Source organism: Shimia sp. FJ5 (genome assembly GCF_032918335.1).
Taxonomy (GTDB): Bacteria; Pseudomonadota; Alphaproteobacteria; order Rhodobacterales; family Rhodobacteraceae; genus Shimia; species Shimia aestuarii_A.
Window position 1 is genome coordinate 780,115 of the sequence record NZ_JAWJUV010000001.1, and the last position, 14,942, is coordinate 795,056.

Consider the following 14,942-nt stretch of genomic DNA (forward strand, 5'->3'; position numbering starts at 1 on the left):
CAGAGGTCGAAACCCCCTGTCGGTATCACGTCTGTATTACGTCGGTATCGCGTCGGTGCGAGACTCGCCGCCTTATGTCTTGCGGATGGTACGTTTGCGCACCGGAGCGGGGCGGACCCTTTGTTCGATCTGATCATAGAGCGCGCCGACAAGGTTCTTGTCGGTGGCTTTCTCGATGCCTTCGAAGCCCGGCGAGGAGTTCACTTCGAGCACCTTTGGGCCGGTTTCGGAACGTAGCATATCGACGCCAGCCATGTTGAGACCGAAGGCGCGGGCAGCGCGCACGGCTGTCTCGCGTTCGTCCTTGGAGATGCGCACTTTCTGGGCCGAGCCGCCAAGGTGCAGGTTGGAGCGGAAATCGCCTTCGGCCCCGGTGCGTTTGATCGCGCCGACGACCTTGGCGCCGATCACCATGCAGCGGATGTCTTCGCCCGCCGCTTCCTTGACGAAATGCTGTACCAGAAAGTTGGCACGCAAACCGCGGAAGGCGGTGATGACGGATTCGGCGGCCTTCTTGGTTTCGGCGAGAACGACGCCCTTGCCTTGGGTGCTCTCAAGGAGCTTCACGATCATTGGCGCGCCGCCAACGATGTCGATCAGGTTCTTGGTATCCTTGGGCGAGGCGGCGAAGGCGGTGGCCGGCATGCCGATCTTGTGGCCTGCGAGAACTTGGTGGGCGTGGAGCTTGTCTCGGCTGGCGGAAATACCGCTGCTGCCGTTGACGCAATAGGTGCCCATGGTTTCGAACTGACGCAAGAGGGCGGTGCCATAAGGGGTAATCGAGGCGCCGATGCGCGGAATCACGGCGTCGTAGCGAGGCAGGCGTTTGCCGTCATAGTGAATTTCCGGGGCGAGGGCGTTGATCGACATGTAGCAGCGGGTGGTGTCGATGACCTCGACCGAATGGCCACGCGACTCGCCCTCTTCGACGAGGCGGCGGGTCGAGTAATTGTCTTCACGCGACAGAACCGCGATGCGCAGGGCGCGGTTGGGGGCGGTCTTGCGGATGTGCGAGGAGGAATAGACGGAATAGTCCAACTCGGGCTGGCAGAAGCGATCCGAGGGCATCACGGTGACGTTTTCGCCAAGCGCCTGCCGGCCAAGCAGCATGTGCAGGGCCATGCCGCGCCGGTCGGTCAGGGTCAATTCGATGGGCCACGTCTCGCCGCCGACGGAGAGCGTGCTTTCGATGACATAGCGCATTTCGCTTTCGCCATTGGAGGAGGTGATCTCGCGGCGGTCTTTGATCTCGGCCGAGCAGGGGATCAGGAGATCGTCATTGCCCGGAATCGGGTGCACGGTAAAGCGGACGCGGGGGCGGTCCTTGGTGCCGAAGGGTTCGATATCGGTTGCGTGGAGGGACGAGGTGCGGGCGCCGGTGTCAACCTTGGCGCGCATCGCGGGCAGGCCGAGATCGGGCAAACTGATCCATTCCTCCCAGCCGAGATTCAGGGGGGCGGGAGTTTGGGTATCGGTCATGCCTAGGCCTCCAGAGGGGTCGGGGGAATCGGTGGTGCGCACCGGTCAGGATGCAGCATGAAGCGCAGCCTGTGAACCGGTGCAAGCCCGAAGCGCGCCAGCGGCAGGACACCGCAGGCTGGCCCGCGTCAGTCGTTGATGTCGTGATCGAATGTCTTGGGGGCGCTGCCGCGCAGGGCAAAGCTTCGCCGCAGGATGAACCATGCGACGAGAGACAGAAGCGCTGCGATCAGAAGCAAGAGTGGCAATGACCATCCGGTGACCGACGGGATCAGCAGCAGGAGGCCGACGAGGGCGACACCGATGGCAAAGCCGAGGAAGACAAAGCCCGGCGCGAGAGTTTCGAGGATCGCAAGGCCAAGCGCGGCGGCGATCCAGAGCCACCACGTGGCGTAGAGGGGGATGCTCTCCATCAGGAGCCGCCTTTCAGGAGTTTGAACGCATCGCCAAAGGCCTCAAGCGCGGCGGCAGGCAGGACGATGGTCTGTTTGCCATCGCCATTGCCGAGCGCGTTCAGGGCTTCGACCTGTTTCAGGGCGACCTGATATTGCGCCGCTTCGATGCCGTTCTCGCGGATCGCCTTGGCGACGACTTCGGTTGCATATGCCTCGGCTTCGGCCGAGATGCGGCGGGCCTTGGCGGCCTGTTCGGCGGCGTAGAGGTCGGCGTCGGCAGACAGCTCGACCGCGCGCTTGGTGCCTTCGGCCTCGGTCACCTGGGCGCGGCGGGCGCGTTCAGCGTTGAGCTGTTGCAGCATGGCGTCGCGGGTGGCTTGGTCGAGGTTCACGTCGAGAATTTCGGCGCGGGTCACTTCGATACCCCAGTCATCGACGGCGGACTCCACAGAGGTCTTGATGGTCGAGATCAGGCGGGCGCGGTTGGCCTGCACGTCGTCGAGATCCATCATGCCGATCTCGGCGCGCACAATCCCGGCGACGGTTGTGGCAATAGCGGCGTCCACGTCGCGGATTCGGTAGACGGTCTTTTCCGGCTCGATGATGCGATAGAAGACGGAGGTTTCCACCTCGAGAAGCACGTTGTCCTTGGTGATCGCGTCCTGGTTGGCGTTGGGGAGTTGGCGTTCGAGGATCGAGACCTGATGGCGGACCACGTCGAGGAAGGGCACGATCAGATTGATGCCGGGGCCAAGCACCGCTTGCAGGCGACCAAAGCGTTCGACCACGTGTTTTTCCGATTGCGGCACGATGCGCACGCCCTTGAGGATAACAATGACGACGAAGACTGCCGCCAGAAGGTAGAGAAGATTGCTTGCAACGAAGTTGAGAAGAACGTCTTCGGACATGGGAGGCTCCGTAAATACGCGCCGGATGGCGGATTGCGGACAGAGTGCGCAAGGCTGCGCCATTTTACAAGGCCGCGCTTTTGTGGTTGGAGAAAGAAAAACCCGAAAGGTATCGCATGACATCCCGCTTTTCCTTTGAACTTGAGGCCACCGACGGCGCGGCGCGCAAGGGCGTGATCCGGACCCCGCGTGGCGACATCCGCACGCCTGCTTTCATGCCGGTGGGCACGGCGGCGACGGTCAAGGCGATGATGCCCGAAAGCGTGCGTGACACGGGGGCTGATATCCTTCTCGGCAACACCTACCATCTGATGCTGCGCCCGACGGCAGAGCGGATTGATCGGTTGGGGGGCTTGCACAAATTCATGAATTGGGACCGGCCAATCCTCACGGACTCGGGCGGGTTTCAGGTCATGAGCCTTGCCGACCTGCGCAAGCTCACCGAGAAGGGCGTGACCTTCAAGAGCCATATCGACGGCTCGCGCCATGAGTTGACGCCGGAGCGGTCGATGGAAATCCAGCGGCTGCTCGGCTCGGATATCGTTATGTGTTTCGACGAATGCCCGGCGCTTCCGGCGGATCGGGATCGGATCGCCGAGTCGATGCGGCTTTCGATGCGGTGGGCGGAGCGATCCAAGGAGGCGTTCGGGGATCGTCCCGGCCATGCGCTTTTCGGGATCATGCAGGGCGGGCTTGAGGCCGATCTGCGCGAGGAAAGTGCGCAGGCGCTCAAGGCCATCGGGTTCGATGGCTATGCGATCGGCGGGCTGGCCGTCGGCGAGGGGCAAGAGGCGATGTTCGATTGCCTCGACTATGCGCCGGGATACCTACCACAGGACAAGCCGCGCTACCTTATGGGGGTGGGCAAGCCGGATGATATCGTCGGCGCGGTCAAGCGCGGTATCGACATGATGGATTGCGTGTTGCCGAGCCGCTCGGGGCGCACGGGGCAGGCGTGGACCCGGCGGGGACAGGTCAATATCAAGAACGCGCGCCATGCGGATGATCCGCGCCCCTTGGATGAGCATTGCACCTGTCCGGCGTGCCGCAGCTATAGCCGGGCCTACCTGCACCACGTCTATCGTGCGGGTGAGATGATTTCGGGGATGCTACTCACCTGGCACAACCTGCACTATTTCCAAGAGATCATGCAGGGGATGCGCGACGCGATTGCGGCGGGCACGTTCGAGGCATGGGAAGCGGAGTTCCACGCGACCCGCGCGCTTGGCGATATCGAGCCGGTCTAGACCTCGCCGTTCTCGACCGGACCGGTGCCTGTGCGGCCGCGCAGTCCGTCGCGGATCGCGCGGGCAAGGTAGCGCAGGAAGGCGCGGGCCTCGCCCTTTTGATCGCGCGTTTTCATGAGCCAGCGCGGGATAAGATAGGCGAGGGTTGGCCAGACAAGTGGCCCCATCGCGCGGCGATAGAAGATCAGCAGATTGCGATGGTAGTAATAGGCTTTCCACACCGGGCGAAAGCCTGAGGTGCGCGTTGCAAGTGTCTGGCAATCATGGGTGAAGCGGAGTTTTGGCGCAAAGCCAAGACGCAGCCCCGCGCGGGTCAGGGCGAGGGTATAGAGCCCGTCTTCCATGTAAAGAAAAAGGTCGGGATCGGGTAGGCCAATGGTGCGCACCGCCGTGCGGGTCAGGAAGAGGCCGACAAAGGACGAGGCTGCGACGGGGCGCGTATAGGGGCTGGCGTAGTCCTCGGGCGTGAGGTGCGTGGGGATGAAACCGGGGCCGGAAAGGCGGTTGACCAGCGGGCGGTTCATTTCGCAGATCGTGCCGTCCGGGTAATAGGCCGCGGCGGCGAGCGCGTCCCAGCCGGTCTTGTCCATCGCCCGGAAAGCGGCAAGCGCGCCGGGGTCGGGGCGGGCGTCATCATCCATCAGGAGATACCAATCGGGATCGAATGCCTCACGCGCTTCGGTCAGGGCGCGGGCAAAGCCGCCCGCGCCACCGAGATTCCGGTCGGTGAGCAGAATGCGGGTCTGGTCATCCTCAAGCGAGCGCAGCCAATCACGGGTGTCGGCGTCTGATCCATTGTCCACGATCACCAGATAGTCCGCGCCTTCGCTGCGTAGCCGCGCAACGGTTTGCCGGATCTGGTCGGGACGGTTCATCGTCACGACGAGGGCGGCGAGGGTCGGGGACTGGATCATTGAAACCGGGAGATCAGGGGCGGGACGGGGCGACGATAGCCTTGGGGCGCGGGGCTGTCCAGCAAGCCGGGGGCGCGGTTTGCTGGGGAATTTTTCATGCATTGCCCGGATTCGCGGCTTGTGGCTCCTGTCCGGGGGCGGCATTGTGTGCCGACGAGCCGGAACAGTTGAAACTGGCAGGGGTATGCCCCACCTTAGACTGTGAGGAAACGGAAACGGCCAAAGGGTTGCCGCTTATGGGGCCCGTGTCGTTTTGCCAAGAACAAGGACCGAGTATGCAAGAGCCTCTCAATTCTTCTTATCCTGTGCTGCCACTGCGCGATATCGTGGTGTTCCCGCACATGATCGTGCCGCTTTTCGTGGGGCGCGACAAATCTGTACGGGCGCTCGAAGAAGTCATGGCAGATGACAAGCAAATCCTTCTGTCGAGCCAGATCGACCCGGCGATTGATGACCCGGATGCCGATGGTATCTATCGCGCTGGCGTGTTGGCCAATGTGCTACAGCTTCTGAAACTGCCCGATGGCACCGTGAAGGTGCTGGTCGAGGGCGTAAGCCGTGTGCAGATCACCCATTTCATCGAAAACGACGATTTCTTTGAGGCCGAGGCCGAATACCTGACGGAGCTTCCGGGCGACGCAGCCACCATTGAGGCGCTATTGCGGACCGTCACCGACGAGTTCGAGCGCTATGCCAAGGTCAAGAAGAACATCCCCGAAGAGGCGCTTTCGGCGGTCTCCGAGACGGTTGAGCCGCAAAAGCTTGCCGATCTCGTGGCGGGGCATCTTGGCATCGAGGTCGACCAGAAGCAGGAACTTCTGGAGACGCTTTCGGTCAGCGAGCGGCTTGAGAAGGTCTATGGGCTGATGCAGGGCGAAATGAGCGTCTTGCAGGTCGAGAAAAAGATCAAGACACGCGTCAAGAGCCAGATGGAGCGCACGCAGCGCGAATATTACCTGAATGAGCAGATGAAGGCCATTCAGAAGGAGCTTGGCGACGGTGAGGACGGCGAGGGCGAAATCGCTGAACTCGAAGAGAAGATCGCCGCAACCAAGCTTTCGAAAGAGGCCAAGGAAAAGGCCGAGGCGGAACTCAAGAAGCTCAAGAACATGAGCCCGATGAGCGCCGAGGCGACTGTCGTGCGCAACTATCTCGATTGGATGCTGTCGATCCCGTGGGGCAAGAAATCCCGCGTGAAGAAAGATCTAGGCCGTGCCGAAACGATCCTTGATGAGGATCACTACGGGCTTGCGAAGGTCAAGGAGCGCATTGTCGAATATCTCGCGGTGCAACAGCGGTCTGCCAAGCTCAAGGGGCCGATCCTGTGCCTTGTCGGGCCTCCGGGCGTCGGTAAGACCTCGCTTGGCAAATCCGTGGCCAAGGCGACGGGGCGCGAATTTATCCGCATTTCCCTTGGGGGGGTGCGCGATGAGAGCGAAATCCGCGGCCACCGTCGGACCTATATCGGCTCCATGCCGGGCAAGATCATTCAGGCGCTGAAGAAGGCGAAGACGACGAACCCGCTTATCCTGCTCGATGAGATCGACAAGATGGGTCAGGACTTCCGGGGCGACCCGGCGTCGGCGATGCTCGAAGTGCTCGACCCGGAGCAGAACGGCACGTTTGTGGACCATTACCTTGAGGTTGAATACGACCTCAGCAACGTGATGTTCCTGACCACGGCCAATAGCTACAACATGCCGGGGCCGCTTCTCGACCGGATGGAGATCATCCCGCTGGCGGGTTACACCGAGGAAGAGAAGGCGGAGATCGCGACGCGGCACCTTGTGCCCAAGCAGGTCAAGAACCACGGGCTCAAGGCCAAGGAGTTCTCGATCGAGCCGGAGGCGCTCATGGAGATGATCCGCACCTATACCCGCGAGGCGGGGGTGCGGAACCTCGAGCGTGAGCTTGGCAAATTGGCGCGCAAGGCGGTGACCAAGATCGTCAAGGGCGAGACCGAAGCGGTCGACGTGACGCCGGAAAACCTTGACGATTTCCTTGGCGTGAAGAAGTTCCGCTATGGTCTCGCCGAGAAGGAAGATCAGGTCGGGGTTGTCACGGGGCTGGCCTATACCAGTGTCGGGGGCGATCTTCTCTCTATCGAGGCGCTGCGCCTGCCGGGCAAGGGCCGGATGAAGACCACCGGGAAGCTTGGCGATGTGATGAAGGAATCCATCGACGCGGCCTCGAGCTATGTGCGCTCTATCGCGCCGCAGATCGGGGTCAAGCCACCGCTGTTTGACAAGTGGGACATCCACGTTCACGTGCCGGACGGGGCGACGCCCAAGGACGGGCCGTCGGCGGGTCTCGCTATGGTGACGGCGATTGTCTCGACGCTCACGGGGATTCCGGTGCGCAAGGATATCGCCATGACCGGCGAGGTCACGCTGCGCGGCAATGCCTCGGCGATTGGTGGTCTCAAGGAGAAGCTTCTTGCGGCGCTGCGTGGCGGCGTGAAGACGGTGCTGATCCCCGAGGAAAACGAGAAAGACCTCGCGGAGATTCCCGACAACGTCAAGGAAGGCCTCGAGATCATCCCGGTGAGCCATGTGCGCGACGTGCTCAAGCTCGCGCTGGTACGAGAGCCGGATGCGATCGAATGGGACGAGGCGGCAGAAGTCGCCGCAGCCCTCGCGCGCGACGAAGGGACCAGCGCCACAGCGCATTGATCTCCGTCAGAGACCTGCAAATGACAAAGGGCGTGGAGAAATCCACGCCCTTTTTCGTTGGTCGGCGGTGCTATCAGTCGACCCGCGTCATCGACAGGCCGAGCATGCCGTAGTCCACGGCAAGATAGCCGCCGGGCATGGTCAGGACCGCGTCGGGCGTATGGGCAAGCACATCCTGCGCCATGACGCCTTCGAAGACCTGCGCGTGGCCCTTGTAGCGGAAATGATAGAGCGGCAGACCGTTCGCGGCGGTGCCGACGCGGTCGATATCCGTCTTGAGACGCTCATCGCTTGGGGCGGGCAGGGGCGCAGGGCTGCTCGACGTTGCAAGAAGCGCCATGGTCAGTGCCAAGAGGCCGACAATGGCGATCGCCGGGGTCGAGGCGCTGGCGGCGTCGTCAGCCACGGATTGTGAGGAGACCGTGGGTGTCCCAAAGGCTGTGGCCGGCGGGCCTGCCAAGGCGGTCGTGGCGGTCAGCGAGGTGATGAGAAGAGTGGCAATGGCGGTGTGTCGCATGACATAATCCCCTTGTTTGGCGCGTGTCACAAAGCGTTCTCGAAATGTCATCTGGAGTCAATGCGGCATGGCTGTTACGCTGTTTCCAAACCGAAAACAGTGAGGTGAGTCCAAGATGGCCAAGACGACCACAACCCGCGCCAAGAGCACGACGCGCAAACCCGCGAGCACCGCCCGTAAGACCACAACCAAGCGCAAGACGGCCAGCGCCGCCGCCGCAAAGCCGGTTGTCGTCAACGAGGCCAAGCCGGTGGTTGCCGGCCCCGAGATGAAAAAGAAAGAGCTGATCGACATGGTTGTCGAACGCTCCGGCATCAAGAAGCGCTTTGCCAAGCCGACCGTGGAAGCGATGCTTGCCGTGCTCGGCGAAGCACTGGACGAAGGGCGCGAGCTCAACCTGCGGCCATTCGGTAAAATGAAGGTACAGCGCGCCAAAGAAGTGTCGAACGGCAAGGTGATGAACGTCCGCCTGCGCCAGCCAAAAAAGCAGCCCGAGGGCGCGAAAGAAGGGGTTGCAGAGGCTGCGGAGTGAGGCTACATAGCGCGTCACCGGGTGATTAGCTCAGTGGTAGAGCGCTTCGTTCACATCGAAGATGTCAGGAGTTCAAATCTCTTATCACCCACCAGTTTCAAGGGCGCTCCCCGCAAGGGTTGAGCGTCCTTCTTCTTTTTGGCGACTGGTTTGGAAGGTCGGTGAAAATTCCTGTTGAACCCGCCCGCAGGCGCGGCTAATAAAGCGCGCATCGGGTCGTTAGCTCAGTTGGTAGAGCGCTTCGTTTACACCGAAGATGTCGGGAGTTCGAGCCTCTCACGACCCACCATCCCATCCCTTTGAAATCAAAGAAGCTGCGTGGTCATGAAGCGTTTCGTCGTGCCTGACCGGGTGTTGTGCCGAAGACGCGTTTGAAGGCGCGGTTGAAGGCGGGTTCGGATTGGTAGCCGAGGTCGGCGGCGATGGATGCAATGGGGTGGCTGGTTTCGCGCAAGGAGCGCCGTGCGAGGTTCATGCGCCACTGGGCCAGGTATTGCATGGCAGGTGTGCCAACGAGACCGGTGAAGCGCGCCGCAAAGGCCGAGCGTGACATGCCCGCCACCTGTGCGAGGCTCTCGACCGTCCAATCGGCGGCCGGATCGCGATGAATGGCGACGATGGCGCGTCCGATCTGGGGATCTCGCGCTGCCTTGAGCCAACCGCGGTCGGCCTCTTGCGATCGGCTGAGCCAACGGCGGATCGCCTCGATCACAAGGACATCGGCCAGTCGGGTGATGACGGTTTCGCCACCGGGGCGCAGCTCGCGGGCTTCGCGGGCGATAAACTGCAACGTGCCCTGGAGCCAGCTTCCGGCCTCTTCCTCCCACGGGTCGATTTTGAGCACATCCGGCAGAAGCGCCATCAGCATCGGGCTTGAGGCGTGATCGAGACGCACGAGCCCGTACATGATGCTGCATTCCGCCCCGCCACCGCCGTATTCGACTGTCTCATATAGCTCGGTCACCTTGCGGATCGGCAGGTCTTCGAGCTGCATCAGCCGGGCTTCGGCGTCGCTATAGAGGTTGATCGGTGCGCCGTGGGTCATCAGCACCAGATCGCCTTTCTGAATCTCGAAAGGGGCGTCGTCACCAACTTTCATCCAAGCCCGACCGCCGATCACGACGGCAAAGCTCATCACTTCGGGAAAGCCGGGAATGGTGATGCCCCATGGCGCGCTAAGTCGCGACTGGCAGTAGAAGGTGCCGGTCAGTTTTAGCAGGTGCAGGATCTCGCCCAGCGGATCACCGATGGGTTGCGCGAGGAGGTCGGGGTTGGGGACGTGGGGCTGTGTCATGGGGGTATTGTGGCGTGATTATCACCTTACGTCCAGATATGCTGGACGATGGGGTAATAAATCCGGACGTGCGGGAATTGTTCATCCAGAGCGCGTCGATACCTTGGGGGCATCAAACGACCTATGCATCCCAAGGAGAACCCCATGCATACCAAAACCACTCTAGTTCTTGGCGCCACCGGCAAGACCGGATCGCGTGTTGCGCGCCGCCTCGAAGCGCTTGGCCTGCCGGTGCGCCGCGGGTCGCGTCGCGCGGCGCGGCCTTTCGATTGGAGCGCGCCAGAGACATGGCCTGCCGCGCTTGAAGGCGTGTCCTCTGTCTATATCTCGTATTTCCCTGATATCGCCGTGCCCGGCGCGGTGGAGGCCGTTTCAGCCCTTGTTGATCTGGCGCGTGCCTCGGGCGTTGAAAAGCTTGTCCTGCTGACTGGACGGGGCGAGCACCATGCACAGCGCGCGGAAGAGGTGGTGCGCGGCTCTGGTCTGCGCTTTACCATCGTGCGCGCGGCCTGGTTCGCTCAGAACTTCTCGGAAGGGGCTTTGCATGCGCCGGTGATGGCAGGCGTGGTCCCGATGCCGGGTGGCGAGGTGCAGGAACCGATTGTCGATGTCGACGATATCGCCGATGTGGCGGTCGCGGCGCTGACCGAACCGGGCCATGACGGCGCGCTTTATGAAGTGACCGGTCCGCGCCTGATGACCTTTGCCGAGATGGCCGAAGCGCTTTCAAAGGCCAGCGGTCGGTCGATCGCACATGCGCCGATTTCGTTTGAGGATTTCCATGCGGCTTTGCTCGAAGCGCAGGGCGAGATGATCGCCGATGTGCTGACGGGGATCGCGCGGGAAACGTTGGACGGACGCAACGCCTATGTGACCGACGGTGTGCAGCGCGCCCTGGGCCGAGCGCCGCGTGACTTCCTCACCTTTGCAGAAACCGCCGCACAGAGCGGCGCCTGGGCCGATGCGGCCTGAACCAGATCAGCTATTGAAAGGATAAACACATGACACTCTTTCAGAAACTCATCCTCGGGGTCGCAGGCCTCACAGGGCTTGGGATCGGCCTTGCCATCACCTTTGTTCCACAGGCCTTCTATGCCGGTTACGGGATCGAGATCAGCCAAAATCCGGCCGCTCTTAGCGAGTTGCGCGCGCCCGGTGCCAACCTTGCCGCTCTTGGCGCCTTGGTCTTTGTGGGCGCCATCCGGCCCGGCCTCGCGCATTTGTCCGCCGCGCTTGGGACGCTTGTCTATTTTGCTTTCGTCTTCGGGCGTCTGGTCAGCATTGTGCTTGACGGCTGGCCCGGCGATGCGATCGCCAGTGTTCTTGGTCTTGAAGTCCTCATCGGTGCGCTGTGCCTCGTGGTATGGCGGCAGATCGCACGAGGCGCGACCGCGCTTCGGCAGACCACCGCACTGCATGGGTGACGGTGCGAGACCGGGGCGGGGCCGCTTGGATGGCCTCGCCCCACGCCTCTGGTCTGAGGCTGCCTGATGCGGCGCTGCGCCTGTGTCGCATGGGCTCTGCTTTTGCTGGACACAGCGCGGTTTTTCTGCGACGACGCAAGGGATGGTGTCCGGCCTTGCGTGGCCGGCTGAAAAGGGAATGTGGTGCGGGCCTTGGCCCAAGTCCACGACTGCCCCCGCAACTGTGAGCGGTGAGCGACCCCGAGACACGCCACTGAACCCAGACCCGCAATGCGGGCGGTTCGGGAAGGTTCGGGAGAGCAACGACCCGCAAGTCAGGAGACCTGCCATCTCCGGCGTGCTTCGCGCGCTGCAGTCACTTTAACCCTGGCGGGGTGCCACGGGCCGGAGAGACCGGGATGGACGCTATATACGTCACGCGATCGCCGCTGCGCCGCTTACCCTCGCTTCTTGCGCGGAGGGCGCGATGCTTCTGAAACGGACGATTTCTCAACTTGATATTGGCTATGTGTGCCCGGATCGGGCGACCGAGCTTGGCCAGCTCGGATATATGCAGTGGCTTGGGGCGCTGAAGCCGATGGCGCATTATCGCGAAGAGGCGATGCAGGCCTATACCGCTGCAATGCCGTTCATTGCCACATCCCCCGCCATTGCGGTTTTTTGCGATCTGCTTCTGGCGTCGATGCGGGTGCCGATTGAGCCATTGCCCTTGGCGCTGCCGCGCAAGCTTCGGCGCGGTGGGGCTCGGGCGCGGCGCGCGGCAACGTGACGGCATGAGACGCTTTCCCCCTGAACGGATCGTGTGCCTGACAGAGGAAACGGTCGAGACGCTTTATCTTCTTGGTGCGGAAGATCGGATCGTTGGCGTGTCGGGCTATGCGGTGCGCCCCAAGCGGGTGCGGGCCGAGAAGCCTCGGGTTTCGGCGTTTACCTCGGCGGATATCCCCAAGATTCTCGCGCTTGAGCCTGACCTTGTGTTGACCTTTTCAGACTTGCAGGCCGATATCGCCGCGGCCTTGTTGCGCGAAGGCGTCACGGTGATGGGCTATAATCAGCGCGACGTTGCCGGGATCCTTGCGATGATCCGACACCTGGGCGCGATGGTGGGGCAGAGCAAGCGCGCGGCGCGACTTGTGCATCACTATGAGCAGAGGTTGGCGAAACTCGAAGCGAAGGCAGAGGGGCGGGCCCGTCCGACGGTCTATTTCGAGGAATGGGATGAACCGATGATCACCGGTATCGGCTGGGTTTCCGAGTTGATCGAGATTGCGGGCGGGCGCGAGGCATTCCCAGAGCTTGCAGGCAAGGACAAGGCCAAAGACCGTTTCGTAACCTCTCAACAGGTGATCGCAGCCGCGCCTGACGTGATCCTAGCGTCTTGGTGCGGCAAGAAAGTCCGGCCTGAGAAAATCGCGGCGCGCGCCGGATGGGACAGCATTCCCGCGGTGCGGGAGGGGCGGATTGTCGAGATCAAATCGCCCTTGATCCTACAGCCCGGTCCTGCCGCATTGACCGATGGGTTGGACGCGATCGCCGCGGCATTGGCCTAGCGCTTTGGCTAGAGAAAAGGCCGACCCCTCGGAGGGATCGGCCTTTGGTAGCTTCATGCGGCCTCGGGGAGGCGCGGCGATCAGACGAAGAGGAAATCGTCCTCAGTATAGCCGTTCACACCGTCGCGCACGTCGGTATACGCCACACCCTCGAGCAGGATCGAGTTGTCCCCGTCCACGATCTTGGCAAAGCCGCCCTCGTCGACAAGGTGGTTGGCGATCAGGTCAGTGTAGTCGGTGATCTCGGTCACGCCGGACAGGTCGACCTTTTCGAGGTTGGCAGCGGCAAAGTCGCGGATGATGTCGTGCCCGAAGCCATCGTCAAAGACGAAGGTATCGGCCATTTCGCCGCCCGTCAGGGTATCGTTGCCGATTCCACCGTTGAGAATATCGCGGCCCTTGCTGCCAAAGAGCCTATCATAGCCGTTGCCGCCGAGGATCGTGTCATCGCCGCGACCGCCGAACAGGCGATCTCCGCCAATACCGCCTTCGATCAGGTCAGCGCCGCCATGACCATAGATCCGGTCGTTGTCGCCTTCGCCATAGAGGTCATCGTGGCCGTTGCCGCCATAGATGGTGTCGTTGCCGTCGCCGCCATAGGCCACATCGCCGTTTTTCATACCGCGCAGGGTGTCGTCGCCTTCGCCGCCTTCGAGCCGGTCAAAGCCGTCTCCGCCGATAAGGCTGTCGATGCCGTTGTTGCCGAGCAGGGTATCGTCTCCAACGTCACCGGTGAGGGTATCGTTGCCAGCGCCGCCCTGAAGCTCGTTGTCGGCGGCGTTGCCGACGATTTCGTCATTGCCGCTGCCGCCGATGGCGTTCTCAATCAGCGAGCGGGCGTCGCCCTCGTATTGCAGGGCGTTGAAGATGCTGCCGCGTGCGGTTTCGGAGCCGATGTCATACTTGTCCAGTTCGGCGAGCTGGGTCTGGTCGAAGACCGAGTGCTGGCCGGGGCGCAGGTCGATTTCGAGGTCGCTCGAATAGGCGGAGAGATCGTAGGTGTCGGTGCCGCCACCGTCCCAGATCGTCGCAAAAATCACGTTGCCACCCGCGTCGATGGCCACCTGGCCATTCACCAGCGTGTCGCCGGAACCGGGGTTCCATTTGTAGACGGTATCGCCGGAGTTGGTCGTGAAATCGGCACCATACATATATTGCAGCGCGGCGATATCGGCCATCATCCAGGTCTGGGCATAGCCCCAAGTTTCGTTGGTGTAGCCACCGCCAGTATATGCCCCGACATAGGAGGCATAGGTCATGATCGAGTATTCCATCGAGTCATAGGCATAGGGAAGGTCGGTGAACTCCCAGTAGGAGTGACCGTGGCTCAGGCCAAGCGCGTGGCCAAGCTCGTGGATATGGGTCGCCCAGGCGTAGTTGCCCGCTTGCGGCGTGTGGTAGATGTTGTTGCTATATGGGCCGAACCAGACGTCGCCGTTGTCATCAGAGCCGTTCGTCTCGTCATTGCCCGGGAAGTCGCCGACTCGTGCGGTCGGGACAAGGTAGGAGGTCGTGTTGGCGATGCGAATATGTTCGCGGGAAGAAAAAGACGAATCCGGAGTGGTGTCCAGGTCGATGCCCAGATTTGTGAACCCTTCCACGGAGAAGCCGGCGGAAGCGGCGCTATTGGTGCCGTTATCCGCATCGAGGGCGAATTGTACGGCCAGTTTCTGCTGGTTGGTCACATCGACATGGTTTGCGGGCAGATCGGTGAGCCCATCGGAGCTGAAATAGCTGTAGACCGAACCGTCGGTCGTGAAGGAATACTCGATCGTGGCGTCGCTCCAACGCTGGTTGGTCAAGACGCCGTCGATGAAATCATCGCCGCTCTGGGTGACGAGGGTTGTGCTATTACCAATGCCGCTCATACTCGTGATCTTTCCGTCTGGTATGCTCGAGGCGGGAAATGACTCGGGCAAATATCAAGGTCAAATGTTCAGATCGTCTACGTGCAATCTTTGAGGGAATGCCGATCTCGCTATGCGTCTTCTATCTTGTGCCAAGGGATTC

14 protein-coding genes, 2 tRNA genes and 1 riboswitch are annotated in these 14,942 nt (G+C 61.9%); of the genes, 9 read left to right on the forward strand and 7 right to left on the reverse strand.

What is annotated here, in order from left to right:
• Positions 1-72 precede the first annotated feature (72 nt).
• From rimK to R1W01_RS03985, 3 genes are all read right to left on the reverse strand, one after another.
• On the reverse strand, positions 73-1,479 hold the full coding sequence (gene rimK, locus R1W01_RS03975) for a 30S ribosomal protein S6--L-glutamate ligase (protein WP_243612415.1): 1,407 nt from the start codon (positions 1,477-1,479) through the stop codon (positions 73-75).
• A gap of 128 nt (positions 1,480-1,607) precedes the next feature.
• A complete protein-coding gene (locus tag R1W01_RS03980) occupies positions 1,608-1,892 on the reverse strand; it encodes an NfeD family protein (protein WP_243612416.1) in 285 nt (94 codons plus the stop codon).
• Entirely contained in the window at positions 1,892-2,782 is an 891-nt protein-coding gene (locus R1W01_RS03985) for an SPFH domain-containing protein (RefSeq protein ID WP_297756212.1), read from the reverse strand. Before R1W01_RS03985 ends, R1W01_RS03980 begins: the two co-directional genes overlap by 1 nt.
• 116 nt (positions 2,783-2,898) lie before the next feature.
• Here R1W01_RS03985 and tgt point away from each other — a divergent pair, with 116 nt between their 5' ends.
• Positions 2,899-4,029 (forward strand): tRNA guanosine(34) transglycosylase Tgt, encoded by a 1,131-nt coding sequence (tgt, locus tag R1W01_RS03990; protein ID WP_297756211.1) that lies wholly within the window; start codon positions 2,899-2,901, stop codon positions 4,027-4,029.
• Here tgt and R1W01_RS03995 read toward each other — a convergent pair.
• Positions 4,026-4,943 carry a glycosyltransferase gene (locus tag R1W01_RS03995; protein ID WP_297756210.1) on the reverse strand — a complete coding sequence of 306 codons (918 nt, stop codon included), beginning with the start codon at positions 4,941-4,943 and terminating at the stop codon, positions 4,026-4,028. The genes tgt and R1W01_RS03995 overlap by 4 nt on opposite strands.
• 275 nt (positions 4,944-5,218) lie before the next feature.
• On the opposite strand from R1W01_RS03995, the gene lon reads away from it, so the two are divergent.
• Positions 5,219-7,615 carry an endopeptidase La gene (gene lon, locus R1W01_RS04000; RefSeq protein WP_243612420.1) on the forward strand — a complete coding sequence of 799 codons (2,397 nt, stop codon included), beginning with the start codon at positions 5,219-5,221 and terminating at the stop codon, positions 7,613-7,615.
• A 73-nt stretch (positions 7,616-7,688) separates the two neighbouring features.
• Here the strand turns inward: lon and R1W01_RS04005 are convergent, their stop codons facing one another.
• Positions 7,689-8,132, reverse strand: coding sequence for a tail fiber domain-containing protein (locus R1W01_RS04005; protein ID WP_297756207.1), 444 nt, complete (start codon positions 8,130-8,132; stop codon positions 7,689-7,691).
• A 115-nt stretch (positions 8,133-8,247) separates the two neighbouring features.
• On the opposite strand from R1W01_RS04005, the gene R1W01_RS04010 reads away from it, so the two are divergent.
• The 3 genes from R1W01_RS04010 to R1W01_RS04020 all read left to right on the forward strand — a co-directional run bounded on the left by R1W01_RS04010 (position 8,248) and on the right by R1W01_RS04020 (position 8,953).
• A complete protein-coding gene (locus tag R1W01_RS04010; protein WP_297756205.1) occupies positions 8,248-8,664 on the forward strand; it encodes an HU family DNA-binding protein in 417 nt (138 codons plus the stop codon).
• Positions 8,665-8,683: 19 nt separating this feature from the next.
• A tRNA-Val gene (locus R1W01_RS04015) sits at positions 8,684-8,758 on the forward strand.
• 119 nt (positions 8,759-8,877) lie between these two features.
• Positions 8,878-8,953 (forward strand) — tRNA-Val (locus R1W01_RS04020).
• Positions 8,954-8,986: 33 nt separating this feature from the next.
• On the opposite strand, the gene R1W01_RS04025 is transcribed toward R1W01_RS04020, so the two are convergent.
• Positions 8,987-9,958, reverse strand: coding sequence for an AraC family transcriptional regulator (locus tag R1W01_RS04025; RefSeq protein WP_297756203.1), 972 nt, complete (start codon positions 9,956-9,958; stop codon positions 8,987-8,989).
• A gap of 144 nt (positions 9,959-10,102) precedes the next feature.
• Between R1W01_RS04025 and R1W01_RS04030 the strand changes: the two genes are divergently transcribed.
• The 4 genes from R1W01_RS04030 to R1W01_RS04045 all read left to right on the forward strand — a co-directional run bounded on the left by R1W01_RS04030 (position 10,103) and on the right by R1W01_RS04045 (position 12,932).
• Positions 10,103-10,930, forward strand: coding sequence for an NAD(P)H-binding protein (locus R1W01_RS04030; protein WP_297756201.1), 828 nt, complete (start codon positions 10,103-10,105; stop codon positions 10,928-10,930).
• 29 nt (positions 10,931-10,959) lie between these two features.
• Positions 10,960-11,382: a DUF4345 domain-containing protein gene (locus tag R1W01_RS04035; RefSeq protein ID WP_243612425.1), complete on the forward strand. Its 423-nt coding sequence runs from the start codon at positions 10,960-10,962 to the stop codon at positions 11,380-11,382.
• Positions 11,383-11,508: 126 nt separating this feature from the next.
• Positions 11,509-11,728, forward strand: a riboswitch (cobalamin riboswitch).
• Positions 11,729-11,848: 120 nt separating this feature from the next.
• On the forward strand, positions 11,849-12,151 hold the full coding sequence (locus R1W01_RS04040) for a hypothetical protein (RefSeq protein WP_243612426.1): 303 nt from the start codon (positions 11,849-11,851) through the stop codon (positions 12,149-12,151).
• A gap of 4 nt (positions 12,152-12,155) precedes the next feature.
• On the forward strand, positions 12,156-12,932 hold the full coding sequence (locus R1W01_RS04045) for a cobalamin-binding protein (protein WP_297756199.1): 777 nt from the start codon (positions 12,156-12,158) through the stop codon (positions 12,930-12,932).
• A gap of 80 nt (positions 12,933-13,012) precedes the next feature.
• On the opposite strand, the gene R1W01_RS04050 is transcribed toward R1W01_RS04045, so the two are convergent.
• Positions 13,013-14,800: a M10 family metallopeptidase gene (locus R1W01_RS04050; RefSeq protein ID WP_297756197.1), complete on the reverse strand. Its 1,788-nt coding sequence runs from the start codon at positions 14,798-14,800 to the stop codon at positions 13,013-13,015.
• Between the last annotated feature and the right edge of the window lie 142 nt (positions 14,801-14,942).

Excerpts from the sequence above, each read along its gene's own strand:
- R1W01_RS04010 (WP_297756205.1), top strand. The coding sequence starts at position 8,248 with ATGGCCAAGACGACCACAACCCGCGCCAAGAGCACGACGCGCAAACCC.
- R1W01_RS04035 (WP_243612425.1), top strand. The coding sequence starts at position 10,960 with ATGACACTCTTTCAGAAACTCATCCTCGGGGTCGCAGGCCTCACAGGG.
- R1W01_RS04005 (WP_297756207.1), bottom strand. The coding sequence starts at position 8,132 with ATGCGACACACCGCCATTGCCACTCTTCTCATCACCTCGCTGACCGCC.
- R1W01_RS03985 (WP_297756212.1), bottom strand. The coding sequence starts at position 2,782 with ATGTCCGAAGACGTTCTTCTCAACTTCGTTGCAAGCAATCTTCTCTAC.
- tgt (WP_297756211.1), top strand. The coding sequence starts at position 2,899 with ATGACATCCCGCTTTTCCTTTGAACTTGAGGCCACCGACGGCGCGGCG.
- R1W01_RS04045 (WP_297756199.1), top strand. The coding sequence starts at position 12,156 with ATGAGACGCTTTCCCCCTGAACGGATCGTGTGCCTGACAGAGGAAACG.
- R1W01_RS03980 (WP_243612416.1), bottom strand. The coding sequence starts at position 1,892 with ATGGAGAGCATCCCCCTCTACGCCACGTGGTGGCTCTGGATCGCCGCC.
- R1W01_RS03995 (WP_297756210.1), bottom strand. The coding sequence starts at position 4,943 with ATGATCCAGTCCCCGACCCTCGCCGCCCTCGTCGTGACGATGAACCGT.
- rimK (WP_243612415.1), bottom strand. The coding sequence starts at position 1,479 with ATGACCGATACCCAAACTCCCGCCCCCCTGAATCTCGGCTGGGAGGAA.
- R1W01_RS04050 (WP_297756197.1), bottom strand. The coding sequence starts at position 14,800 with ATGAGCGGCATTGGTAATAGCACAACCCTCGTCACCCAGAGCGGCGAT.
- R1W01_RS04025 (WP_297756203.1), bottom strand. The coding sequence starts at position 9,958 with ATGACACAGCCCCACGTCCCCAACCCCGACCTCCTCGCGCAACCCATC.
- lon (WP_243612420.1), top strand. The coding sequence starts at position 5,219 with ATGCAAGAGCCTCTCAATTCTTCTTATCCTGTGCTGCCACTGCGCGAT.
- R1W01_RS04040 (WP_243612426.1), top strand. The coding sequence starts at position 11,849 with ATGCTTCTGAAACGGACGATTTCTCAACTTGATATTGGCTATGTGTGC.
- R1W01_RS04030 (WP_297756201.1), top strand. The coding sequence starts at position 10,103 with ATGCATACCAAAACCACTCTAGTTCTTGGCGCCACCGGCAAGACCGGA.